This window comes from Hymenobacter humi, from assembly GCF_042665855.1.
Taxonomy (GTDB): Bacteria; Bacteroidota; Bacteroidia; order Cytophagales; family Hymenobacteraceae; genus Hymenobacter; species Hymenobacter humi.
The window spans coordinates 4,503,265-4,526,386 of the sequence record NZ_JBHTEK010000001.1; the positions used below are offsets into that span (position 1 = coordinate 4,503,265).

Annotated in this window: 22 protein-coding genes and 2 pseudogenes; 11 read left to right on the forward strand and 13 right to left on the reverse strand. The window is 60.6% G+C overall.

Going from position 1 to position 23,122, the window contains the following annotated elements:
• Positions 1 to 3: 3 nt before the first annotated feature.
• The 7 genes and pseudogenes from ACFQT0_RS25500 to ACFQT0_RS25530 all read right to left on the reverse strand — a co-directional run bounded on the left by ACFQT0_RS25500 (position 4) and on the right by ACFQT0_RS25530 (position 7,429).
• A pseudogene (locus tag ACFQT0_RS25500) lies at positions 4 to 1,344 on the reverse strand (PQQ-dependent sugar dehydrogenase).
• Positions 1,345 to 1,455: 111 nt separating this feature from the next.
• The gene (locus ACFQT0_RS25505) at positions 1,456 to 1,833 is read right to left on the reverse strand and encodes an NUDIX hydrolase (RefSeq protein WP_380206137.1); all 378 of its coding nucleotides are present in this window, start codon (positions 1,831 to 1,833) and stop codon (positions 1,456 to 1,458) included.
• 169 nt (positions 1,834 to 2,002) lie between these two features.
• Entirely contained in the window at positions 2,003 to 2,374 is a 372-nt protein-coding gene (locus ACFQT0_RS25510; RefSeq protein WP_380205796.1) for a hypothetical protein, read from the reverse strand.
• A gap of 90 nt (positions 2,375 to 2,464) precedes the next feature.
• Positions 2,465 to 2,860, reverse strand: coding sequence for a hypothetical protein (locus tag ACFQT0_RS25515; protein ID WP_380205797.1), 396 nt, complete (start codon positions 2,858 to 2,860; stop codon positions 2,465 to 2,467).
• Between the two features lie 132 nt (positions 2,861 to 2,992).
• Positions 2,993 to 4,561 (reverse strand): ArnT family glycosyltransferase, encoded by a 1,569-nt coding sequence (locus ACFQT0_RS25520; protein WP_380205798.1) that lies wholly within the window; start codon positions 4,559 to 4,561, stop codon positions 2,993 to 2,995.
• Between the two features lie 403 nt (positions 4,562 to 4,964).
• Entirely contained in the window at positions 4,965 to 6,749 is a 1,785-nt protein-coding gene (locus tag ACFQT0_RS25525) for an alpha/beta hydrolase family protein (protein ID WP_380205799.1), read from the reverse strand.
• Positions 6,749 to 7,429, reverse strand: coding sequence for a TolB family protein (locus ACFQT0_RS25530; protein ID WP_380205800.1), 681 nt, complete (start codon positions 7,427 to 7,429; stop codon positions 6,749 to 6,751). Before ACFQT0_RS25530 ends, ACFQT0_RS25525 begins: the two co-directional genes overlap by 1 nt.
• 262 nt (positions 7,430 to 7,691) lie before the next feature.
• Between ACFQT0_RS25530 and ACFQT0_RS25535 the strand changes: the two genes are divergently transcribed.
• Complete coding sequence (locus ACFQT0_RS25535; RefSeq protein ID WP_380205801.1) at positions 7,692 to 8,444, forward strand: DUF72 domain-containing protein; 753 nt, start codon at positions 7,692 to 7,694, stop codon at positions 8,442 to 8,444.
• Between the two features lie 105 nt (positions 8,445 to 8,549).
• Positions 8,550 to 9,189: pseudogene (locus tag ACFQT0_RS25540) on the forward strand (DUF72 domain-containing protein).
• A 285-nt stretch (positions 9,190 to 9,474) separates the two neighbouring features.
• Here ACFQT0_RS25540 and ACFQT0_RS25545 read toward each other — a convergent pair.
• From ACFQT0_RS25545 to nuoK, 4 genes are all read right to left on the reverse strand, one after another.
• On the reverse strand, positions 9,475 to 11,064 hold the full coding sequence (locus ACFQT0_RS25545) for an OmpA family protein (protein WP_380205802.1): 1,590 nt from the start codon (positions 11,062 to 11,064) through the stop codon (positions 9,475 to 9,477).
• 278 nt (positions 11,065 to 11,342) lie between these two features.
• On the reverse strand, positions 11,343 to 11,630 hold the full coding sequence (locus ACFQT0_RS25550) for a superinfection immunity protein (protein WP_380205803.1): 288 nt from the start codon (positions 11,628 to 11,630) through the stop codon (positions 11,343 to 11,345).
• 76 nt (positions 11,631 to 11,706) lie between these two features.
• On the reverse strand, positions 11,707 to 13,659 hold the full coding sequence (gene nuoL, locus ACFQT0_RS25555) for an NADH-quinone oxidoreductase subunit L (protein ID WP_380205804.1): 1,953 nt from the start codon (positions 13,657 to 13,659) through the stop codon (positions 11,707 to 11,709).
• Between the two features lie 117 nt (positions 13,660 to 13,776).
• Positions 13,777 to 14,109, reverse strand: coding sequence for an NADH-quinone oxidoreductase subunit NuoK (gene nuoK / locus ACFQT0_RS25560; RefSeq protein WP_380205805.1), 333 nt, complete (start codon positions 14,107 to 14,109; stop codon positions 13,777 to 13,779).
• 383 nt (positions 14,110 to 14,492) lie between these two features.
• Here nuoK and ACFQT0_RS25565 point away from each other — a divergent pair, with 383 nt between their 5' ends.
• From ACFQT0_RS25565 to ACFQT0_RS25590, 6 genes are all read left to right on the forward strand, one after another.
• Positions 14,493 to 14,936: an RNA polymerase sigma factor gene (locus ACFQT0_RS25565; protein ID WP_380205806.1), complete on the forward strand. Its 444-nt coding sequence runs from the start codon at positions 14,493 to 14,495 to the stop codon at positions 14,934 to 14,936.
• 124 nt (positions 14,937 to 15,060) lie between these two features.
• The gene (locus ACFQT0_RS25570) at positions 15,061 to 15,441 is read left to right on the forward strand and encodes a hypothetical protein (protein WP_380205807.1); all 381 of its coding nucleotides are present in this window, start codon (positions 15,061 to 15,063) and stop codon (positions 15,439 to 15,441) included.
• Positions 15,442 to 15,556: 115 nt separating this feature from the next.
• Positions 15,557 to 15,757 carry a metalloregulator ArsR/SmtB family transcription factor gene (locus ACFQT0_RS25575; protein ID WP_380205808.1) on the forward strand — a complete coding sequence of 67 codons (201 nt, stop codon included), beginning with the start codon at positions 15,557 to 15,559 and terminating at the stop codon, positions 15,755 to 15,757.
• 75 nt (positions 15,758 to 15,832) lie between these two features.
• Entirely contained in the window at positions 15,833 to 16,498 is a 666-nt protein-coding gene (locus tag ACFQT0_RS25580) for an SdpI family protein (RefSeq protein WP_380205809.1), read from the forward strand.
• 245 nt (positions 16,499 to 16,743) lie between these two features.
• Positions 16,744 to 17,151 carry a carboxypeptidase-like regulatory domain-containing protein gene (locus ACFQT0_RS25585; protein ID WP_380205810.1) on the forward strand — a complete coding sequence of 136 codons (408 nt, stop codon included), beginning with the start codon at positions 16,744 to 16,746 and terminating at the stop codon, positions 17,149 to 17,151.
• A gap of 270 nt (positions 17,152 to 17,421) precedes the next feature.
• Entirely contained in the window at positions 17,422 to 17,913 is a 492-nt protein-coding gene (locus tag ACFQT0_RS25590) for a carboxypeptidase regulatory-like domain-containing protein (RefSeq protein WP_380205811.1), read from the forward strand.
• Positions 17,914 to 17,989: 76 nt separating this feature from the next.
• Here ACFQT0_RS25590 and ACFQT0_RS25595 read toward each other — a convergent pair whose 3' ends face one another.
• On the reverse strand, positions 17,990 to 19,819 hold the full coding sequence (locus tag ACFQT0_RS25595; RefSeq protein WP_380205812.1) for a TonB-dependent receptor domain-containing protein: 1,830 nt from the start codon (positions 19,817 to 19,819) through the stop codon (positions 17,990 to 17,992).
• A gap of 53 nt (positions 19,820 to 19,872) precedes the next feature.
• Positions 19,873 to 20,484, reverse strand: coding sequence for a carboxypeptidase-like regulatory domain-containing protein (locus ACFQT0_RS25600; protein ID WP_380205813.1), 612 nt, complete (start codon positions 20,482 to 20,484; stop codon positions 19,873 to 19,875).
• A 188-nt stretch (positions 20,485 to 20,672) separates the two neighbouring features.
• On the opposite strand from ACFQT0_RS25600, the gene ACFQT0_RS25605 reads away from it, so the two are divergent.
• From ACFQT0_RS25605 to ACFQT0_RS25615, 3 genes are all read left to right on the forward strand, one after another.
• Positions 20,673 to 21,491 carry a ribonuclease H-like domain-containing protein gene (locus ACFQT0_RS25605; RefSeq protein WP_380205814.1) on the forward strand — a complete coding sequence of 273 codons (819 nt, stop codon included), beginning with the start codon at positions 20,673 to 20,675 and terminating at the stop codon, positions 21,489 to 21,491.
• 398 nt (positions 21,492 to 21,889) lie between these two features.
• Complete coding sequence (locus ACFQT0_RS25610) at positions 21,890 to 22,357, forward strand: hypothetical protein (protein WP_380205815.1); 468 nt, start codon at positions 21,890 to 21,892, stop codon at positions 22,355 to 22,357.
• Positions 22,348 to 23,064: a hypothetical protein gene (locus ACFQT0_RS25615; RefSeq protein ID WP_380205816.1), complete on the forward strand. Its 717-nt coding sequence runs from the start codon at positions 22,348 to 22,350 to the stop codon at positions 23,062 to 23,064. The genes ACFQT0_RS25610 and ACFQT0_RS25615 overlap by 10 nt, the downstream gene beginning before the upstream one ends.
• The last annotated feature ends 58 nt before the right edge of the window (positions 23,065 to 23,122 follow it).

A 23,122-nucleotide genomic window follows, 5' to 3' on the forward strand; every position in this document is an offset into this window, starting at 1 on the left:
CTGTTATTGAGCTGCGCTCACCCGCCAGATTCTATCGGCGGCATCGTCGGCCACCAGCAGGGAGCCGTCGGGCAGGGTGGCCACGCCCACGGGCCGGCCGTAGGCATCCCCAGAATCGCCCCCGACCAGAAAGCCGGTCAGAAAATCCTCGGGCGGGCCGCTGGGCTTGCCATCGGCAAAGGGCACGAATACCACTTTGTAGCCGGAGAATTGCGAGCGGTTCCAGGAGCCGTGCTGGCCGATGAAGGCGCCGCCGTGGTACCTGGCGGGAAAGGCTTTTTGTCATAAAACGCCAGTCCCAGCGAGGCCGTGTGCGCCCCCAGCGGCACCTCGGGCACGAGGGTTTTCTTTACTAAATCGGGCCGCTCGCCTTTACGCCGGGGGTCGGCGTTGGGGCCGAAGTAGGCGTAGGGCCAGCCGTAGAAACCGCCTTCGCGCACGCTGGTGAGGTAGTCGGGCACCAGGCTCGTCGCCGAGTTCGTCGCGCTCGTTCACGGCGGTCCAGAGCGTGGTGGTGCCGGGAGCCCAGCCCAGGCCCACGGGGTTGCGCAGGCCGCTGGCGTAGATTTTCTCACCGCTACCGTCGGGATTGATTTGCAGGATGTTGGCCCGGCGCGCTTCCTCGGCCGCGCCGTGCTCCATCACGTTGCTGGCCGAGCCCACCGTCACGTAAATCTTGCTGCCGTCGGGGCTGGCCAGCAGGTTGCGGGTCCAGTGGTTGTTGTAGCCGCCCTTGGGCAGCTTAAGAATCTGCTGGCCTGGGCCCGTGATGGTGGTAGCACCCGCCTGGTACGGAAAGCGCAGTACGCCGTCGGTATTAGCTACGTAGAAGTAATTGCCCAGCACCAGCATGCCCAGCGGCTGGTTGAGGTTGGCCAGAAAGGTGGTGCGCACGTCGGGGCGGCCGTCCTGGTTGGTGTCGCGAAACAGGGTGATGCGGTTGGCGCTGCTGGGCCGCAACGACCGGGACTTGTCCAGCTTCAGTTTGGCCGCAATTTTTAGCGGCGTCGAGGCCGGCACCGTGCTCGACTCGGCCACCAGCACATCGCCGTTGGGCGCCACATAAATCCAGCGGGGGCTTTGCAGCTGGCCTGCGTACCCGGCCACCGCGAAGCCGGCCGGCGCCGTGGGCGTTTTGCCCACCGGCCACGGCACAATGTTGACCCGGTTCGACACCGACTTGCTGCTGTAGGGCGCCGGCAAATCGACGGCGAGGGCGGCGGGCGTAGCCAACCGTTGGGCTGGTGTGGTGGCGGCCGCCTCCTGTTTTTCTTGTTTACTCGGGCCGCTGCAGGCCCCCAGCAGCCCAAGGCCAGCCAGCAGCAAAGTGGGTTTATTCAACATTCGGGGTGGGTATAGCGAAGCGGCGTTGCTGGCCTCATAAGCAGGCCAGTAACAGAAGTTAGTACTTCTATCCAACGAATTGGGTTGCCGGGACCAGCCCAACGGTAGCAGCTAATCAGCCAAAAGCCCCTGCCCGCGCAGCCAATCAAAAATCAGCTGGTCTACGGCCGATACTTCGGGACGATGCCGGTAGTTGAGCCATACTACCTCTTCGATTTCGGCGGCGGGCTGCAGGGTTCCGGTGTAGCGGGCGCGGTAGCAGGTCATGCGCACCAGCACACCATCGGGGTGCCCGTGGGCGGGGGCCTCAAAGGTGCCGGCGTACTCCAGGCTGTCCGAGTCAAGGGCCACGGTCAGTTCCTCCCTGATTTCGCGCAGCAAAGTTTGCTGGTCGGTTTCGCCGGCCTCGCGCTTGCCGCCGGGGATGTAGTACCGGTCTTTGCCGCGGCTGCGGGTACTCAGCAGCGGCCGTCGTGCAGGTGCAGCCAGGCAATTTTGTCAATCATGAAGGGTTATAATGCAGTTCACGAAACTCATCTCCGAATGCGTTTTCTGAACGTTGATTTCGTGAACCAGTTTTTTGAACTCAAACTGAGCTGGTAGTCACTTCAGCAGCTCAATTACTGAGTAGTAGCCTGCGGTTTAAGAAAAGGAGCGGTTAATCATAGCGAAGCCAGACGTAGAGGATAATGGCAAAGTAGTTGAGCAGGGCCCATACCACAGCAAACGTTCGGTCTCGGACTTGTTGACGGCTCCGGGAGGTGGCAAACCGTTTCACGATAGATACATAGCGTTCTTGGCGGATAAAATAATAGTAGTACCCGAGTAGCAGGAGGGCGCATCCCCCTGCCGCAACCGCTGGATTGGGAATGAGGCGAAAAAAGTAGCCCGAGGCGAAGAGCAGCGTGAGCAAGAAGCAAAAGTTGCTACTGCCCATGATAACCACGGCCTTCACTTCGGGGAAGTCGTCTCTCCTCAGCCAGCCGAAGAGCAGATAGTGGCAATAAAAGATGTAATCAAAGAAATGCATCCGGCGTTGTTAGTGGTCGTGAAAGTACCGTTGCGGTGCTCAGTGAAACGGTGGTTCCAGCAAGGGCGGGTAATAGCTCCCTTACTAAGTCTATTCCACTAGTATCACGGTATTGGCTTCGGACTTCCTCAGGTTGTAAAACGTTTCATTGTTTACTTTTCTCGCCATTGTGTGGCCCGAAATACGAGGCTGTGGTGGCGCGTATTTATAATTAATGATGATGCCGCCGTTTTCACACGTCGCCACACATTCATAAACCGCGTCGAAGCCGTTCATCTGGGGTAAGAGGAAGCAATCCTGCGTAGGGATTTCCTCCGTGTGATAATTGCCGGGAACAAATGCGGCACTCCTATCAAATACAGCAGAGCGCATTACTAGGGTAATTTCCCCTTCACACCCCGGTACCTTGTAGACGGTAAAAGTGTATTCGGTTCGGAATAGATACCATAAAATACCCGCCGCGCCTATGAGCGGAAATAGGTACACCGACTTTCTGAGAGGAAGCATTGCGGGGGAGCGCGGAACAAATTGCGGCCGCAAGTTGGCGAAAGACCTCTGGTCGTTCAGCGAAACGGTCGAAATCGCGGCCGAAGCGGTTTCGCAGCCGAAGTGGTTGTTTTACCAGTGGCTGTCTGCTTCGTATCCGTTGATGGGGTCCGGAATTATCCGAATGTCCGCGTCGCGTAAGTAGGCAGGCCGTGGGACCTCTCGGGGAGCAAAGGCGGCGAGCGGTAAGCCCTGCTGGCGCAGGGCGCGGTATTCTGCTTCGCTGGGCCACCCGGCATACACAACGCGGTGCGAAAAAAACATGGCCTCCATTTCGGTACCGCCCGGGGCATTCACCACCACGTGCCCCATGGGCACCTCGTCGTCCAAGCGGCGGTAGGCCGCGGCCCATTTCAGCTTGATTTCCCGCTCGGCTTGGGCGGCGGGCGCGGCAAAGCGCCGGGTGTGGTGCCGGAGCAACGCGGTCGGCCGCAGGTCCACGCCCACCACGACGAGCAAGGCCACCCCTTCGAGCAGCAGCGCGGCCCGCCCGGTGGTGCGGCGCAGCCACGCCACGCCCTCGGCCCACGCCGCCGCAGCCAGGAAGAGCACGCACGAGGCGGCCACGTAGGTGTACGAGGGCATCTTGGTGGCCGCCGCGCTGAAAAAGCCAAACACCAGCACCCCGCTCCAGAGCAGCGGGCGCAATCGCCCGTCCGGAGCGCGCCTTCGGTACACCGCGACCAGGCCCACCCCGACGAGGACCACCACCCACTGATACTGGTACCAGAGGTTGTGCCCGACGTAAAAGTGCCACGGTTCGCCGTGCCCTTCCAACACGCGGGCGAAATGCTGGGCGGCGTACCGGGACTCGAAGGCGCTTTCCAAGGGAAACCGGCGGTGCGTGTACACGTGCCACGGCAGGGCGAGGAGCGCGGTCAGGCCCAGCGCGCCCAGCCCGCGCCGGACCTCTGCCCGGTGGTGGCGCGCCGGGGTGAGCAGCACGTCCCCCGCCCACACGGCGTACACCACCAGCCCCGGCAGCCACTTGCACAGCAGCGCCGCGCCCGCAAACATGCCGACGGCCGCCGCCCACACGTCCGCCCGTGCCCCGCCGCGCCGTTGTTCGGCATACGCCCACAGGCTGGCGCCGACGTAGGCCCCAAAGGCCACGTCAGCGTGGTCGACGCTTTGCCAGCCCGTGGTGAGTTCCAGGCGGTAGTAGGCAAAAGCGAAGAGCACCGCCAGGTGGTAGCCCACCGCCGGGGAAGCGGCCAACCGGCCCAGCCGGTACACCGGCCACACGAAGAGCGTCCCCAGCAGGGCACTGGGCAGGCGCACGGCGGCGGCGTTCACGCCCAGGGCCTTCAGGGACAGCGCCGTTTGCCACAGAAACAAGGGCTGCTTGTGCAGCCACACGTGGTTGCTGCCCCACGCCCGGTAATCGTAGGGCAACACGGGGGTAGCGCGCAGCACGGGACGCCACCAATCGGCCAGCAGATTTTTGGCGACCAAGGCATGAAATTGCTCGTCCCACGGGTGCAGGAAGGGGTCGCGGCCGATGAGCAGGAGCCGCACACTGCCCGCGGCGCCCATCAGCAACGCCACGGCCCCGTGGACGTGGGCACGGCGGTATGCGACCCAACTCGCGGCGGTAAATCCGGCGCACAGCCCCACCAGTATCCACGCCGTTAACGTCACGAATTCAAATTGAGTGGGCGAATCCTAAAATCTCGGGTTTACGAAAGCCCGTCAAAGGTAAACGTGCGCGCTGCCCAATGCGAAGTGGCGACTAAGCGTTAGGAGAAGTTCAAGAAAACGGTCGTGGCTGTTGCAGAAGTCTTCCAGGTGCATCCATTGCCCCGTTAGCCCTACCTCGGGTGCTCTAGAAAGCGTACGGCTGCGCCTCTTTCGCCGTACCCGCCTTCGTCAGCCCGCTTAAAACTTGCCGTTGGCGAGTTCTGCAACAGCCACGGTCGAATTTCTATCATAATAAGCCCAGCAATTAGCTCAACTATTCAAAAAGCCCGGCCTACAGCAAGTAGTACCGGGCCTTTCAACAAATTGAGCTAAAAAATACAATCAACCACGAACGTCGCTCGGCTTAGTTCGCCGGCTGGGGCGCGGGCGCCTTCACGTACTTCTCCAGCCACGCATTCGTTTCCCACAGCACGTGGAGCAGGTTTTCGCGGGCGGCGTAGCCGTGGGCTTCGGCGGGCAGCACTACGTAGCGGGCAGTAGCGCCCTGGCCCTTCAGGGCGGCGTAATACCGCTCGCTCTGAATGGGGTAGGTGCCGGTGTTGTTGTCGGCCTCGCCGTGAATGAGCAGAATGGGCGTCTTGATTTTATTGGCGTAGTTGAAAGGCGACATGGCGTTGTACACTTCCGGCGCCTCCCAGTAGTTGCGCTCTTCGCCCTGGAAGCCGTAGGGCGTGAGGGTGCGGTTGTAGGCACCGCTGCGGGCAATGCCGGCCTTGAACAAGTTGGAGTGAGTCAGCAGGTTGGCCGTCATGAAGGCGCCGTAGCTGTGGCCCATCACGCCCACGCGGGCCGGGTCGACCACGCCCATACGGGCGCCTTCGTCGATGGCCGCTTTGGCGCTGCTCACCGCCTGCTCGATGTAGGTATCGTTGGGGTCTTTGGTGCCCTCTCCTACAATCGGAACGCTGACATTTTCGAGTACGGCGTAGCCCTGGGTGACCCAAAACACCGGCGAGCCGCCACCTATCCGCGTAAAGGTGTAGGGGGAGCCAGTCACTTGCCCGGCCGTGCTTTTATCCTTGAATTCCAAGGGGTAAGCCGACATAAACGTAGGCAAGGGGCCGTCGCTCTTCTTGTAGTTCGGGGGCAGGTAAAGGTTGGCGGTGAGCTCCACGCCGTCGGCTCGCTTGTACTTGAGCACCTGCTTCTTGAAGCTGCCGCCGAACGCTGCGTAGGGGTTCGGGAATTTGGTAACGGCCGTGAGCTTGTCTTTCTTGGTGGCGTCGCGCAGGTAGTAGTTCGGCGATTGGGTGGGCGACTCGCGGCGGGTGAGCAGCTGGCGCTTCTTGCCGCTGGCGTCGATGATGGCCACCGGAACTTCGTACACGGGCGCTTGCGAGCGCCACCAGCGGGTGGTTTTCTTGCTGATTAAGTCCATCTCGTCCACAAAAGGCCGGTCGCCTTCGGGCGAGGCACCGTTGCCCAGCAGGTAAATGCTCTGGCCCTTGGCGCCACCGGTTAGCAGCACGTATTTGCCCTGGGCATTGCGGTGCTCATAGGGCGTGCCGGGGTCCTTGTACTTATCCTCCGACGAGCCATCGAACAGCACGGTGAGCGGGGCGGCCGGCTTGCTGGGGTTCAGCTGCCAGGTGGTCTGGTGGCGGTCGGCCCAACGGTAGCCATCCACCAGGGCCAGTTGGCCGTTGCCCCAGCTCAGGCCGCCAAAGCGCAGCGGCAGGGCCGCCAGCTCCTGGGGTGCCCCCGTAAACGGCGCCTCGATGGTGAACAGCTTGTCGCGGATGTCGGCTTTCGCTTTGGGGTTGCCGCCGTCCTGGGCTTCGACGTAGTAGATGGTGGCGGGCACATCGGCGCGCCACGCGTGGCCGCGCGGGCCGGTAGCCGCGGCATCATTGCCGATGGGCACGGCGTCGGCCAGGGGCAGGTCGGCCACGGTCTTCACCGGGGCGCCGCTGGCCAGGTCCAGCACGTCGATGCGCTGCGGAAACCGGCTGATGGGCAGCGTATAGGCATACGGCCGGTGGCGGGTGCGTACCAGCACGTACTTGCCATCGGGCGAGGGCGACGCGGTTTGAATCACGCCGGGCTGGCCCAGGGGTTGGGCTGCGCCGTCGGCCAGGCTCACCTTCACCAGCCTGCGAGGTGGCGTAGTAGTCGAACAGGCGCTCATCAGTGGGGCTTTTCAGCAAGTCCTGGTAGGTGGGAGCTGCGGTTTTTGCCGCCGCCGCTTTCCTGCACGGCCGGGCCGGTGGGTGCGGCATCGGCGGCGGGAGCGGCGCCCCGGCCCGCCGGCACGGTGCAGGCCAGAATGGTCTTGCTATCCGACACCCAGTCAAAGGAATTACCAAAGGCGTCGTTGAGGGGCGTGGCCAGCAGGCGGCGGGCGGTGGCGCCGGCCACGTCGGCCACCCACAGTTCCACGCGGCCGTCGGTACCGGAGCCGGGCGTGGTGAGGGCAAAGGCCATGGTTTTGTTGTCAGGCGACCAGCTCACGCTGCTGATGCGGGCCTGGGCCGGAAGGCCTTTCACGTCGATTTCGGCGCCGCTGGGCAAGGTCTTAAGCTTGATACCCACGGCGTAGCTCACGCGGCTCTGCCCGTTGGTGCGGGGGTTCATGCGCAGGCCGGCCAGGCGCAGCTCAGGTTGAGCCAGCTCGGCCACGGTGGGGAAGTCCTGCACCTGCAGCAGGGCCATGGTGCGGCCGTCCGACGACAGCGACACGCGCGGCGTAGGCGGCGCCAGCAGCAGGTCCTGAATGGCCTTGGGCGGGGTCTGGTACTGGAATTCCTGGGCCTGGCTCACCGCAACGGTGGCAAGCAGCAGGGTGGCGGAGAGAAGCAGTTTCTTCATACGCGGGGATGAAAATAAAAACAGAGCGGCAACGTGCTGAGTCCGAAAGGTAGCACTGATTGAAGAGGAAGCAGGTACAATTTTCAGGCACCGTTGCAGGGCCGGGCCAGGTGCCGTCGCAAACGGCTAATGGAAGCACAGACACTGCTTCGCAAGTGGCGTTGCAGCGGCGCTACCCTGAAAAAGCGGTTGGTTGCCCGCACAGACGCCGCCCACGCGGCCCAATCCTGCGTAAACGGCAGCCGCATCTACTTCTGCTTTCATGCCCAAGCCCACCTACTACATCGGTTGCTCCGGCTTTTCCTTTCGCGACTGGAAAGGCATCTTCTACCCCGAAGGGCTGCCGCCCCGCAAGTGGTTTGAATACTACTGCACCCAGTTCAATACACTGGAACTGAACGTGACGTTCTACCGCATGCCGGAGCTAAAAGCATTTGAAACCTGGTATTCCCAAAGCCCGGCCGATTTCCGATTTGCGGTGAAGGCCCCGCGGCAGGTCACGCACTACAAAAAATTCAACGCCGAAGCCCAGCCCATCCTGGCCAGTTTCTACGCCACCGTATCCGAAGGCCTAAAAGAGAAGCTGGGACCCGTACTGTTTCAGCTGCCGCCCAAAGCCGCCTACACCGAGGAGCTGATGGAACGCCTGCTCGGCAGCCTCGACCCTGCCTACCAAAACGTCGTCGAATTCCGCCACCCCAGGTGGGATGCCGAGGTGCAGCGCGAACTCACCAAACACCGCATCACCTTCGTGGGCCAGAGCTACCCGCCGCCCCTCGAGCCGCCCGACGAAGTAGTGGCTAATACCGATGTGGTGTACTACCGCTTTCACGGCGTACCCGAGCTGTACAAGTCGCCCTACAGCCCCGAATTCCTGGCGCACATTGCCGATGAAATCACGGCGGCCAAACACGTGAAGCAGGTGTACCTGTATTTCAATAACGGCATAGCCGCGGTGGGCGTGGAAAACGCACGGCAGATGCAGATGCTGCTTTCGATGCCCGCGTCAACGTAGGTTCTTATTTCCTCCGTTCGGGAATAACATGGCACAATTCCACATAGGCTGCTCGGGCTACCACTACCGCCACTGGCGCGGGGCGTTCTATCCCGAAAAATGCCCATGCGGCTGTGGTTTGACTACTACAGCCAGCACTTCCGCACGCTGGAGCTGAACGTGACGTTCTACCGCTTTCCGCAGCTGTCGTTTCTGGAAAACTGGTACCGGCAGAGTCCGCCAGACTTTCGGTTTGCGGTGAAAGCGCCCCACCATCACGCACTACAAGCAGTTCCACAACGTGCAGCAGCTGCTGGGCGACTTCTACGACACCACGGCGCGGGGGCTGCTCGAGAAGCTGGGGCCCATCCTGTTTCAGCTGCCGCCGCGCATGGCCTACGACCCCGACCGGCTGGCCCGCATCCTCGACTGCCTCGACCCTGCTTTTCTAAACGTGCTCGAATTCCGGCATCCCGCCTGGTGGCGGCCGGAAGTGTACGACGAGTTGAGCCAGCGCCAGGTGATTTTCTGCGGCCAGAGCCACCCCCAGCTACCCGATGCCGTGGTGGCCACTACGCCCGTGCTCTACTACCGTTTCCACGGCGTGCCCGACCTCTACCGCTCGCCTTACGATGAAGGCTTTCTGGGCCGCGTGGCAGACGAAATAAAAGCATCTGATGCCGTGCAGGAAGCCTACGTTTATTTCAATAACGACATCGATGCCTCAGCCATTGGCAACGCCCGGCAAATGCTGGCGATGGTGTAAGGAACTGGGCAAACCCAGCCAGCATCAGATACCAGCAGCTTGAGGCAATAGCTTACCTGCTCCACTTGTCATGCTGAGGCACGAAGCATCTTCCCACGGCTCAACGACTCGTGCTGGCCTGATAAGATGCTTCGCAGGCTCAGCATGACAGGCGGTTAGGAATAGTAGTGAGGTAATGATGCTTCGCCTTGCTCTGCATGACTTGCTGGGATGAATCGCACCAGCTTAAACGCAAAAAAGGCCCGCTCTCATCGAGCGGGCCTTTTTCTTACTTAGCGCTTCGGGTTACTTGCGCTTCACAGGGGCCTTTTTGGCCGGAGCCTTTTTAGCCGGGGCTTTCTTCTTCACCGAGGGAACACCAGCAGGGGTTTTCTGCAGTTCCGAGATGGTAGGCGCGGCGCCGTACTTGGTCTCGGCCGGGTTCGGGTCGCCGGTCAGGAAGGGGTCAAAGTCGACGCGACGGTTCTTGGCCTGGCCGGCTTTGGTCGTGTTAGGAGCAATCGGCTTGGTTTCGCCGTAGCCACGCGACTGAATGCGCTCGGCGGGTACACCCTGGCTGAGCATGTAGGTACGGGCCGAGGCGGCACGGTCGTACGAGAGGCGCAGGTTGTAAGCGTCGGCACCCACGTTGTCGGTGTGGCCGGCAATGCTCAAGCTGTAGTCGGGGTACTCGTTCATGATTTTCACCAGTTCCTGCAACTTGGGGTACGAGCTAGGCAACAGACGGGCCTTGTTGAACTCGAAGTTGATGTACTTGGTGGCTTCGTTGAGCACCTTTTTGGCTTCGGCCTTCATTTCGGGGCAGCCTTTGTTCGAGGCGGGACCGGCACGGTCGGGGCAACGGTCCTGGTAGTCGGGCACGCCGTCGCCGTCGGTATCAAGCGGGCAGCCGTTGGCGTCTACTTTCACACCAGCCGGGGTATCGGGGCACTTGTCGTTCTGGTCGATTACGCCGTCGTTGTCGGCATCAGGGCAGCCACCGAGTTCGGCTTTGCCGGGGGTGTCGGGGCACTTGTCGTCGGCGTCACGCACGCCATCCCCGTCGCGGTCGGGGCAGCCTTCCAGCGCGGCCAGGCCTTTCTCGTCGGGGCACTTGTCCTGGTAGTCGGGTACGCCGTCGCCGTCTTTATCGAGCGGGCAACCGTTGGGGTCCACGGCCACGCCAGCCGGCGTGCCGGGGCACTTGTCTTTTTTGTCGGATACGCCGTCCTTGTCTTCGTCCTTCATTTGGCCGAAGGCGAAGGTCAGGCCCGCGGTGTGCTGCAGGTAGCGGTCGTCGAAGGAGTCTTCGTCGCGGTTGGGCTCGCCGTCGATGTTGGCTCCGAGGGGAATGTGCTGCCCGGTCTGGATGAACAGGCCCACGCCTTCGCTCAGGCGGAAGTTGAGGCCGGCCGCGCCAAAGATGTCGAACAACATGTTGTTGCCTTCGACATTATTGCCGCGAATGGTGCCTTCCCGGCTGAGGTAAGTCAGGCCCGGAGCCACCAGCAGATAGGGCTGAATAACGGCGTCTTCTTTCAGAATCTTGCCGTTGTTGAGCTTCAGCTTCAGGGCCAGGTTGCCCGTGGCCAGGTTGGTGTTAAAGAAGTTGCGCGGGAACCCGGGCTGGCTGCCTTTCAGCTCCACGTAGCCCAGGTGCAGGCCCAGGTCCACGCCCGGCGACAGGTAGCGGTTGAGGTTAAAGCCCGGGCCGTAGTTGTTGCTGGTCCAGTCCCAGAAGTTGGAGCCGTAGTTGCCTTTGTATTCGTAGGCATTGCCGGTGAGGCTAATGGCCGTTTTTTTATCGGCAGTCTGGGCTTCGGCATGCGGGGCCGCCAAGCCAAGCATCGCCGCACCCAGCGCGAGGCCGCGCAGGAGTTGAGGTTTTAGGTGCATAAAAATGGGGTGTGAAAGAGGGCGTATGTCCGTCACCAGCTTTGCAGCCCGTGGCGAATGTTCTGCTATACCCCATTCATTCAAAAAAGTTGCTATATCTAAGCTCCCGGCACCTAATAAACCATACTATTTCATTTGATATTTAAGCAATAGCTCTATCTATGGTTACGCTTTACTGCCCCCGGTTCGGGTAGCCCAATTGGTACCGAGCAAAGAAAAGCCACTTGTTTCTCACAAGTGGCTTTTTGTTTTACTAAAGCTATTAAAGCAATCAGTGCTCAAGCATGTCTTCCATTCAGCAGCAGGACTTTCTGACGTTCGAACTCCTGTTGAGTTAGTATTCCCTGGTTGCGCAAGTCGTTCAACTTGGTCAGTTCATCCGCCACCGAAGTTACTGGTACCCTGAGCGGCTCTTTTCTAAGGGCCAGATAAAGAGCAATGAGCCAGCCAATGATGGACCAACCCGCCAGGATATTGATGAGCAGAATGAGCAGAAAATCCGGCCGCTTCCGGGCGATGAACGAAGGGATGAAGTGAATGATGAACAGTAAGGGGAATACTATCATTAGGAGCATGAGCTCCCCACCTCCGATGTCTCCTAAAAACAATAAGCACCGGTTCATCAGAGTCCTGCTTTAGGATTTAAAAACGGCCGAAGTTTAAGCCTAAAATCAGCACAATGCCGATTACCATTAGAATCAAATAGGTTTCGACGGCGCCGGTTTGCACGTAGCGGAGCAGGGTGCCGCCGCCATTCACGGCGCGGCCAAACACGCCGACAACCGGGTTGATGATGCCGTTTTCCACGAACTTATACAGGCCGTTGGACAGCGCCATGATGGGCCGGGTGAACAGCGTGTCGTACAGCTCGTCGATGTAGTACTTGTGGTACACCAGGCTCTCGGGAGCCGAGCGCTGGGCGTCGTCCTCGGCCGGGCGCTGGGCGCGGGCCACGTAGAACACATACGCCAGGATGATGCCCAGCAAGCCAGCCGCAACGGACAAGCCCATGAGCATCAGCTCGGTATTGTGGTCGGGCTCGGCGTTGAAGGCAGCGGGCAGGATGCGCTGCGAGTACGTGAAAATCGGGGCCAGGTATTCGGCCAGGAAGTGGCGCCCACCCGTGAACATGGGAGCGCCCATGAAGCCGCCCACGGCCGCCAGAACAGCCAGAATGATGAGCGGCAGCGTCATCGAAGCCGGCGACTCGTGCAGGTGGTGTTTCTGCTCCGCGGTGCCGCGGAACTCGCCAAAAAAGGCCAGGAACAACAGGCGGAACATGTAGAAAGCCGTGAGGAAAGCCGTGAGCAAGCCCATGGCCCAAAGCACCTTATTGTGCTCGTAGGCATGGCTCAATATTTCATCTTTCGAGAAAAAGCCCGAGAACGGCGGGATGCCCGAAATGGCCAGGCAGCCGATGAGAAACGTGATAAACGTAATGGGCAGCGCCTTGCGCAGGCCGCCCATGCGGCGCAGGTCCTGCTCGTTGCTCATGGCGTGAATCACGGAGCCGGCGCCGAGGAACATCAATGCCTTGAAAAAGGCGTGGGTGAGCACGTGAAACAGCGAGGTGCTGTAGCCCATCACGCCCAAAGCCAGGAACATGTAGCCCAACTGCGACACCGTGGAGTAGGCCAGCACCTTCTTGATGTCGTTCTGAGCCAGGCCGATGGTGGCGGCAAAAAGGGCCGTGGCCGCGCCCACAATGGCGACAACCTGCAGCGTATCGGGCGAGAGCGTGAACAGCACGTTGGCCCGCAGCACCATGTAGATGCCGGCCGTCACCATGGTCGCGGCGTGGATAAGGGCCGAAACCGGCGTGGGACCGGCCATGGCGTCGGGCAGCCAGGTGTAGAGCGGCAATTGAGCTGATTTGCCCATGGCACCCACAAACAGCAGCAGCGTGATGGCCGTGCAAATGCCGACGCCATAGGTGCCAAACTGGCCCAGGCTCGCCTTCTGGAACACCTCGGCGTACTGCACCGAGTTGAAGGTGAGGTAAATCAGGAAGATGCCCAGCAGGAAGCCCAGGTCACCGATGCGGTTGATGATGAAGGCTTTCTTGGCGGCGTTGTTGTAGGCGGTGTTCTTGTTCCAGAAGCCGATGAGCAGGTAGGAGCACAAGCCTACGCCTTCCCATCCGATGAACAGGATAACGAAATTGGCGCCCATCACCAGCAGCAGCATGCTGAAGATGAACAAGTTCAGGAAGCTAAAGAACTTGCCCACGTTCTCGTCGTGGTGCATGTAGCCGATGCTGTACACGTGAATCAGGAAGCCCACGCCCGTGACCAGCAGCAGCATAATCAGGCTGAGCTGGTCTATCTGGTAGCTGAAGGGGATTTGCAGCGAGCCGACCGAAATCCAGTCGAACAGCTGCACGGTGTACTGGTACTCGAAATTGAGGAACAGCATCACTGAAATCAGGAAGGAGCCCAGCACGGTGGCGCTGCCAATGAGTCCGGCCACGGTGCCGGACAGCTTGCGGTTCAGCAGGCCGTTCAGCAGGAAGCCCAGGAAGGGCAGCAGCGGAATCAGGACGTAGAGAAACGTAGAATAAGGGGCGTTGGCGCCAGGGAGAACAGTTTCTTGCATAATGGAGTGACTGAGCGACGGAGTAACTGAGTGAAAGTGGTAAGTAGTGAGCAACCTTGTGCAAGAGCAAGCTGGTGTAAACACCCAGTCACTCCCTCACGCAGTCACTCGGCTAGGCTACCACTTCAGTCGGCTCAATAGGTTGACGTCGGTGGTCTGGAAGTTGCGGTAAATCATGACGATGATGCCCAGGCCCACCGAGACTTCGGCGGCGGCCACGGCCATGATGAAGAACACGAAAATCTGGCCGTTGGGGTCGGCGCGGTAGGCCGAGAACGCCGTGAGCAGGATGTTCACCGCGTTGAGCATCAGCTCCACGCACATGAAAATGATGATGGCGTTGCGCCGCACCAGCACGCCCGTGACACCGATGGCAAACAAGGCCGAGGCGAAAAACACGTAGTACTGCAGCGGAACGGTGCGGATAACTTCGGGAATAGTATTGTCCATGCGAAAGGGCCGGCGAAAGAACAGTGCAGCCGGCCGGCCGGCAAAGGTATCCTCGAAAAAGGAAAAAGCTGGCCCCTTTTTATGTAGCGTGGACTTTGTGAGTCCGCGCCTGGGCGGGGCCATTCGCTCAACGCGCGGACTTGCAAAGTCCACACTACATGGGTGCGAGAAAAAGTTAAAGTAAATTCGAAGGGCCAGCGTCTGCTTGTTCAGAATGGAAACCATGGCACTTTCGCTCCCCTCCTCCCTTGCCCCGATGACGGCCACGCAGCAAGACCGCCAGATTGCCGACGCGGTGCGGCAGCAGCGGCCGCGGCTGCTGCAGTTCATCCGCCGCCGCATCCCCGACGAAGCCGAGGCCGAAGACCTGCTGCAGGACGTCTTTGCCGAGCCTCGTAGAAAGCTACCGCTTGCTCAAGCCCGTGGAGCAGGCCGCGGCCTGGCTGTTTCGGGTGGCCCGCAACCGCATCACCGACCTGTACCGCCGCAAGCGCCCCGTGAGTCTGGAAGAAGCATTTGGAGCGGCCGAAGCGGCCGACGACGGCGATGGCCTGCTGCTGGCCGACCTGCTGCCCGCGCCCGACGACTCGCCCGAAAACCGCCTGTTGCGCGAAACCCTCATGGATGCCCTCGCCGACGCGCTGGCCGAGCTGCCGGCCGCCCAGCGCCAGGTATTTGTGTGGCACGAGCTTGAAGACAAAACCTTCCGCGAAATGGAGGAAGAAACCGGTGTGCCGCTCAAAACCCTGATTTCGCGCAAGCACTACGCCGTGCTGCACCTGCGCAAACGGCTGCAGAAACTGTACACCGAGCTTTTCACTGATTAGTTGGTTTCTCGTTGCTTGTTTCTAGTTGCTCGTTGTCATAGAAGGAGTCTTAACAACGAGAAGCGAGAAACAAAAAACCAGAAACGAGCAACCAGCAACCAAAAACAAGAAACTACCCACCATTATGGACCGTAAATTCTGGCTGCTGCGCGGCCTCCGCTTTTTCCTCTTTGCGGCGCTATTCCTCACCGTCGCCGTTTTCTTCACCCAGTACCTGTGGAATTGGCTGGTGCCGGAGCTGTTTCATGGGCCGGCCCTCACGTTGGGCCAAACGCTGGGCTTGCTCGTCCTGAGCCGGATTCTGTTTGGCGGGTTCCGGGGCGGACGGTCCGGCGACTGGGCCCGGCGCCGCAAGGCCTGGCAGCAGCGCATGGCCGGCCGAATGGAGCACCTCAGCCCCGAGGAGCGGGAGAAATTCCGTCTCCAAATGCAGCAGCGCTGCGGCATGGGCTGGATGCGCCGGCCCGAAACCGCCGCCGAACCCAAAGTGGAGCAAACCGCCTGACCCTTTCGGCATTACCCTGACCTGATAATTTTTGGCGTGGCTCCTTTCCAAAAGGAGCCACGCTTTTTTATTTCGATACTATTTAGACATTTGCCTAATTATTGAAACGCCCCCTATGAACGCCCTCTTCAAAGCCCTGAACGACCCCACGCGGCGCGCCATCCTGGAGCGGCTGCGCAACGGGCCCGCCACGGCCGGCGCCATTGCCGAGCAGTTCCGGTTCTCGGCGCCCACTATCAGCCACCACCTCGACCTGCTCCGCCAGGCCGAGTGGTTACCAGCCAGAAGCAGGGCCAGTTTGTGGTGTACACCCTGAATATGACCGTCTTCGATGAGCTCCTGGGCTGGCTTTACCAGTTCAAATCCTAACCTGATTCAGCCTTTCGCTGTCATGAAAAAGAACCTGCTTCCCTGGCAAATCCTTACCCTGGTGCTCCTGGCGCTGCCGTCGCTTTACCTGGCGTTGAGCTGGTCGGCGTTGCCGGAGCAGCTGCCCACGCACTTTGGCCTCGACGGCCGGCCCAACGGCTTCACCAGCCGCGCCAACATGTGGTGGATGACGCTGGCGCTGCCGGTGGGCGTGGCGCTTTTGCTCACGGTGCTGCCCAAACTCGACCCTAAGCGCCGCTTAGACGGCAGCACGGCCAACTTCCAGAAGCTGCGCCTGGCTTTGGTGGGGCTGGTCAGTGGGCTGGCTTGCTACAGCATTTACATGGCCTTGCATCCCGGAGCCGGGTCCGACCGGGGCGTGCTGGTACTGCTGGGTGTGTCTTTTGCCTTTCTGGGCAACTACCTCACCACCGTGCAGCCCAACTATTTTGTGGGCATTCGCACACCCTGGACGCTGGAGAGCGCCACGGTCTGGGCCCGTACCCACCGGGTAGGTGGTATCCTTTTCTTCGTCTCCGGGCTGGCCATCGCGGGCCTGGCCCTGCTGCTTCCCATGGCCTGGATGAAGACCATAGTACTCGTGCTCATCATCGGAACGGCAGTGTTTTGCTATGCTTACTCGTTTGTGGTGTACCGCCAGCAGCAGCGGCTTCCAGAGTCGATGTAGCAAACGAAGCTTTTTCTCACCTGTTTTTCAGCTTTTTACTGACTTCGATAACTGCAAAAATAGATTTTTCAAAAGGGCTCCATCCTGTTCGTATGGGGCCCTTTTCTTTTTTAATGTCCAACCCGCGGGAATATATAGTTGCGTTTATCCTAGAAAATTAGTGAGTTTACCGTTACGAATATTTGGAAAATGGTATGATTACATAGTACGTTTGCATCATCCAACTAAAAGACCTCTAAGTGCAAATGTCAACTTCTTCCCGCATCGCCTCGGCTGTAGTTTCCATGGGCTTATTGTTCGCCGTACTGCCCGCCCACGCCCAGTATGCCTTCAACTACGTGTCGGCTGCCAAGGGCAGCAGCCGTTCGTCGGCAGTTGAGGCACCCAAGGCCAGCGCCTACAAGCTGGTGCACGGCGTGGTGCAAGACGCCAACGGGGCCCTGGCCGGCGCCACGGTGTGGCTGCACGGCACCCGCACCATCGTCGTGACCAATGCCGAAGGCGAATTTGAGCTGCGTGTGCCCGCCGATGCCAAAGTAGTGAAGCTGACTTGTGGCTACGGCGGCCTGCAGGAAGAAGTAGTGAGCATGGCGCCCGTAAAAGCCATGGGGTCGATATACCTGCTCCGCACCAAGGAAATCGCAGCTAACTAGCTCAAGCACAACTTCCATCCATACCAAAACATCTTTCTCAAAACACCTCACCTTTCTTCCGCAGAAAACCCTGGCCAGCTGGACCAGGGTTTTTTTATGCCCACTGCCTGACCAGCCCAACGGCGTGTTTCCTTGGCTTGGCCAAACCAGCCGTTGGCCGATGCAAACAAGCAATTGGGCTAAAGCTATATTTTCCGGTTTACATGCAAGGCTAAGTTTGTATCATTCAATAATCGCAAGCTCATCGCCTCGCCTTTTCTGCTTTTCCTTATGCGCGCTTCTTTACTCCTTGCCGCTTCGCTTCTCACCTACGCCCTGGGCCTGAAGACGGCTAAGGCCCAAAACAACAAGACATTTGCCAGCAGTTCTGCTTTCGTGCCGGCCGCAACCCGCGGCGGCAGCGACGCGCCGCGCGCCGCACGGACCGCGCCGGCCGCCACCAAGCTGTTCACCGGGCACGTGGTAAGCCCAGCCGGCATCCTGCCCGGGGCCGTGGTAGAAGTGGTGGGCACCGACCTGAGCGCCGTGACCAATGCCGCCGGGGAGTTTAGCCTGGCCTTGCCTGCCACTACTGGTCCGGTGCAGCTGCTGGTGAGCTATGGTGGCTTTGCCGATGAGCGCATAACCCTCTCCCCCACCGACAAGTCGGCGACTCTGAAACTGGCTACTCCGCAGCCAATCAAAGTGGCCCGCCGGCAGCGAATGAAAGCCTACTCCAAAACGGCTCAACGCCAGATAAAGCGGACCCTGCGCAAACTGTAATCCCCCTTATTTCAGAAGCACCAAAAAAGCCCCGGCCAATATGGCCGGGGCTTTTTGCTGTTCGGTAAGGCTACTACTACCCGCCCTGCTTGCTGCCGCCACCTTTCACGTCGTCGTTCGAGATGGACTTGCGGCGCTTGCTTTGCTGCTCTTGCCCAAAGCGGTAGCCGAAGCTCACGCGGAAGCCGCGCTGGTACGACCGGTACTCCTGCCGCTCCTCCAGAAACGCGGTGCTGAGAGTGCTGCCGTAGGCCGTGTAGCGGTTAAAGGGATTGGAGACGTTCACGGTCAGGTCGGCCTTGTCTTTGAAGAGTAACTTCTTCACGCCCAGCGAGGAGTACATATAGCCCAGGTCGCGGCCCTGCAGCTCGGGCGAGGGCAGCGACCCGTAGAAAAAGGCCTGCACGGTGAAGCTCTTGGGCAGTTTGTACGAGGTGTTGAGGTTGAGGCTGGCGCTGAAGCCGCGGCGCTCCAGGCCCAGCGTGGGGCTCCGGCGCACCACGTACTCCAGGTTCGGCCCGCCGCTGATGTCCCACTTGGGCACCGGCTTGGTGGAGCCGTAGAAATTGAGCTGGTAAGTAGCCTCGTTGGCCACGTTGGCAAAGGTGGTGGCGGTTACACCGGCCTCGTCGGTGGGCTTGCGCACGGTCAGGATGGAGTTGCCGGTGCGCCGCATCGAGCCCGACACGTTCAGCGAGCCGGCTTTGCCGTTGGTATTGTAGCTCAACTCGTACGAATCGGTGAGTTCCGGCTTCAGGTTGGGGTTACCAAAGAAGATGTTCTGCGGGTCGTTGCGGTTCACGTACGGGTTGAGGTAGTAGATGTACGGCCGCGTGATGCGCCGGCTGTAGGCCAGGCGCATGCTGCTGGACTCGCTCAGCGCGTATTGGGCAAAGGTGTTGGGCAGCAGCGACAGGTAGCTGCGCTCAAAGCCTGTGTCGGTGGTGCGGAACTGCGCCGCGATGGCCGTGCGCTCCAGGCGCGAGCCCAGGCTGAGGTTGAGCTTCTTGCTGGCCGCAAACGAATAAGTGGCATAGGCCGACTGCACGTTTTGGTCGTAGGTAAAGTCGGTGCCGCGGGCCGGCAGAGGCACAAAGTCCGACGTCACGCCCTGCGTGAAGCCCTCCACATCGGCCACCGATTCGGTGCGGCGCCAGATAGCCTTGAGGCCCGTTTCGAGGGTTTGCTTTTCGCCCAGCGGCTGCACAAAATCGGTTTGGGCCGTGACTTCCAGGCTCGGCATGCGGCTGCGGCTGCGCTCGCGGTAGTTGGCCAGCCCGGGTTCCAGGGCCACATCGGAGCCGCTGAACTGGTCGAAATCGTAATCGTTGTGGCCGCTGTTGCGGGCCACCTGGCCCAGCACGCTCCACTCCCGGCGGGCCTGGGCAAAGGTGCGGGTGTAGGTGCCCGTGACTTCGCCGTTGAAGTTCTTGTACCGCGAGTCGGTAGCGCGGGTAAACACGGCAGTGTTGGCATTGGGGGCCTCGAAGCGGGTGAACAGGGAGCCGTCGTTGAAGCCGTTGTAGCCGTACGACGAGCCGGCCAGCGACAGGCTTTGGTGCTCGTTCAGGTCGTAGTCGAAGCCCAGCGTGCCGAAGTACGACTGGCCCTTGCGGCTGCCCGTGGTGCTTTGCGTGAGGTGGGTGGGGCCCTGGCTGGTAAAGCCCACCCGGTCGACCAGGCCCAGCGTGGGCCCGTTGTTCACGCCGGCACTAAAGCTCGAGGTAGCCCCAAATTTGCCCTTTTTGAAGTTGAGCGAGCCGCTCAGGTTGGAGTTCCGGTTGCCGGCTGCCGCACTTGCCCGGCCGTTGAGGCCGCGGTCCACGCCTTTTTTCAGCACGATGTTGATAATGCCGGCCGTGCCTTCGCCGTCGTACTTGGCCGGGGGCGTCGTGATGATTTCCACGCTCTTTATCTGGTCGGCCGGAATGCCTTTCAGCGCCTCGGCCAGGTTGCTGGCTAGCGTGGGCGAGGCTTGTTGTTCACGAGCACCTTGAAGTTACTTGAGCCGCGCATTTTTACGTTGCCGTCGCCATCCACGGCCAGCAGCGGGGCTTTGCGCAGCACGTCGGAAGCGGTGCCGCCGGCGTTGGTCACGTCCTGGTCGGCGTTGTAGATGATGCGGTCGGGCCGCACTTCCACCACCGGCTTCGTGCCGATAACCACGGCCTCGGCCAGCGCTGTGCCGGCTACCGGCAGCCGGAACGTGCCCGCATCGGTGGCCCCGCCCGTGATGGCAATGGCCCGCGTCTGGGTGCCGTAGCCCACGTAGCTGATGCGCAGCCGCGCCGGGCCGGCCACCAGCCTGGTGAGGGAGAAACGGCCGTTGTCGTCGGCGGCCACGCCCGTGATGGGCTTGTCGTTGGGGGCCGGCGGCAGCAGCACCACCGTGGCGTAGGGCACGGGCTTGCGGCTGAGCGAGTCCAGCACCTGGCCGGTGAGCGAGCCGGTGGCGGTGGGCGCCGCCGGGAGCGTGGCCGGGGCGGTTTGGGCGTGGGCGGTGGGCGTAGGCAGGCTGCCTATGGCCGCCAGGGGCAGGCCCAGCAGCGCGAAACGGTAGACAAAAGTCACAGAAAACAGTGGCTTGGTGGGAGAATAATGCCGCAAGATGAGGCAAAGAATCCCGCCAACGTTGCAGGTTAGCTTTTATTTAATATTTGTATGTTAATAATTTTAAAACCCGAGGATAGCACGGTCGAATTTTGCACGGTTGGGCACCAGGGCGCTACCTTCATACTCGACTATAGCCCGCCTCTGCCATGCACATTCTCCGTCACGTTGACCTCACCAAAGTCTTTTTCGTTGATATTGAGACGGTGCCCTGTTACGGCTGCCACGACGAGCTGCCCGAAACCCACCGGCCGCTCTGGGAAAAATTCAGCAGCAAGCGCCACGCCAAGGAGGTAGCCGACGGCAAAACCCACCCGGAGCTGTATGAAAAAGCAGGGCTCTACGCCGAATTCGGCAAAGTGGTGTGCATCTCGGTGGGCTATTTCCGCGCCCTGAAAGATGAGGCCCTGGAGTTTCGGGTCAAATCCTTTGCCGATGACGACGAGTGCGAGGTGCTTAGCGGCTTCGGGAAGTTTCTGGAGCGCTTCCCGCCCGCCAGCCAGGACTACCGGCCCAAGCTCGACACGGCCGGCAAAGACGGCTACTACCTCTGCGCGCACAACGGCCGCGAGTTCGACTACGGCTACCTGGGCCGTCGCATGCTCATCTGCGGGCAGCCCATTCCGCCCATGCTCGACATTGCCGGCCACAAGCCCTGGGACCTGCCCCACCTGCTCGACACCATGGACCTCTGGAAGTTTGGCGACAACAAGGGCCACATTTCCCTGCCCCTGCTGGCCGGCATCTTCGGCATCCCCTCGCCCAAAGACGACATCGACGGCTCGCAGGTGGGCTACACCTACTGGACCGAAAAGAACCTCAAGCGCATCGTGACTTACTGCGAGAAGGACGTCATCACCACGGCCCGCGTGTTTCTGCACTACACCGGCCAGAAGGCTCTGTGGCCCGAGGTGCAGGTCACGCACACCGCCTGGCCCGCCGTGCCGGCCATGCGCGTGATGGCGTAGGTCTTCATCACCCCTCACTTCCGCCAAGGGCAGCCCAATGGGCTGGCCTTTTTCGTGCTGTTGGCTCAATTTTCCTACCAACTATCCCACAAACACCCGCTTAAATTAACACCATTTCAGTCGACTATATTATAAACAAAAGCACAAATTCTACAGCTGTCTTCTCACCGTTCAGCTTCCTTCACATTATTATACAAAATTTGGCGAATACCTACTTTAAAGGTCAATAAGCGGTATTCATACAAAACCAAGTCCTATATTAGCGTTACCAAACACCGCTGCCTATTATCTACCGGGAAGAAATAGAGTGAAATCGTTCTTATCGTAATATTCATAATGCCATTTCTTCTCCACTATTAATTCAATCATCATATAGGTCCATATTTTACTTTCATTTTATGCCTCGGCGCATCTTCATTATCCTGCTGTTTCTTGCGGCCAGGTTGTTCAGTAATACTGCTCAGGCCCAGGTAGCGGCACCTAGCCAGGGCGGGACGGTTAGCATTGTCCGGGTCACGGCCAGTACCATGGATTTAGAATTCGGGGCCAGCGGCACGGGCCAGGGCCGGGTGGTGGCCATGGCGCCCACCGTTGGCGGCATGCCCGTGCCGCTCGTGGCTGCCGATGGCCGGTTCTATACCGGCAACGCGGCGTTTGGCCAGGGCACCGCGCTGGGGGCCGGGCATGTGGTGTACAGCGGCACCGGCCACTCGGCCACGGTCACGGGCCTGCAGCCCAACACGTATTACTACATCACCAACGCCGAGTACAACGCCAGCGGCGCCAGCATTGCCTACAACACCCGCGGCACCAGCATTGCCATGGCCACGCGCAGCGCGCCCCCACGCCCCTGCCCGTGGAGCTAATCTCGTTCACCGGCTCCGTGGACGGCCGTGGCATGGCCATGCTGCGCTGGTCGACGGCCACGGAGCGTAATACCGCCTACTTCGCCCTAGAGCGCTCGGCCGACAATTCCACGTTTACCGAAGTGGGCCGGGTGGCCGCGGCCGGCACCAGCACCCAGCCGCTAACCTACCAGTGGCCCGACCCGCAGCGGCTGGTAGCGCGCATGTACTACCGCCTGCGGCAGGCCGACCGCGACGGCGTGGTGCACTACAGCTCCGTGGTGGCCCTGGCCCCGGCGCCGCGCCTGGCCCGCCAGGCGGAGGTTTACCCTGTACCCAGCGCCGGCCAGCCCATCCAGCTTTTGCTTGAGTCTTACGACGAGGAAGCCGTGACGCTGCGCCTCAGCGATGCGCTGGGCCGCGTGCTCCTGACTACGTCCCTGGCCCCGAGCGACGCGCACTACCTGGCGCCCCTCCCCTGCCGGTGGGCCTGGCCGAAGGCACGTATGTCGTCACGCTGTTCAGCAGCGGCCTCCCCATTCAAAAGCGAATCATCGTATCTTATTGATTGGTTACTATTTACAGAGCAAAAATACCCCGGCCTGCGTGCCTTGCCAGGCCAACTGCTCCGGCTTCTGCTCCCATCTTCAGAGTGCCCTTCCCGACGGAAGGGCATTTTTTATGCCCTCGGCTTATCGTCCTCGTTACGGCCCCGCTCTCAATGGTAGATGGCACCAGCCAAACAGGCCCTGCATCTGTGTTTTTAGCTTTCGGCAAGGTCTTGCA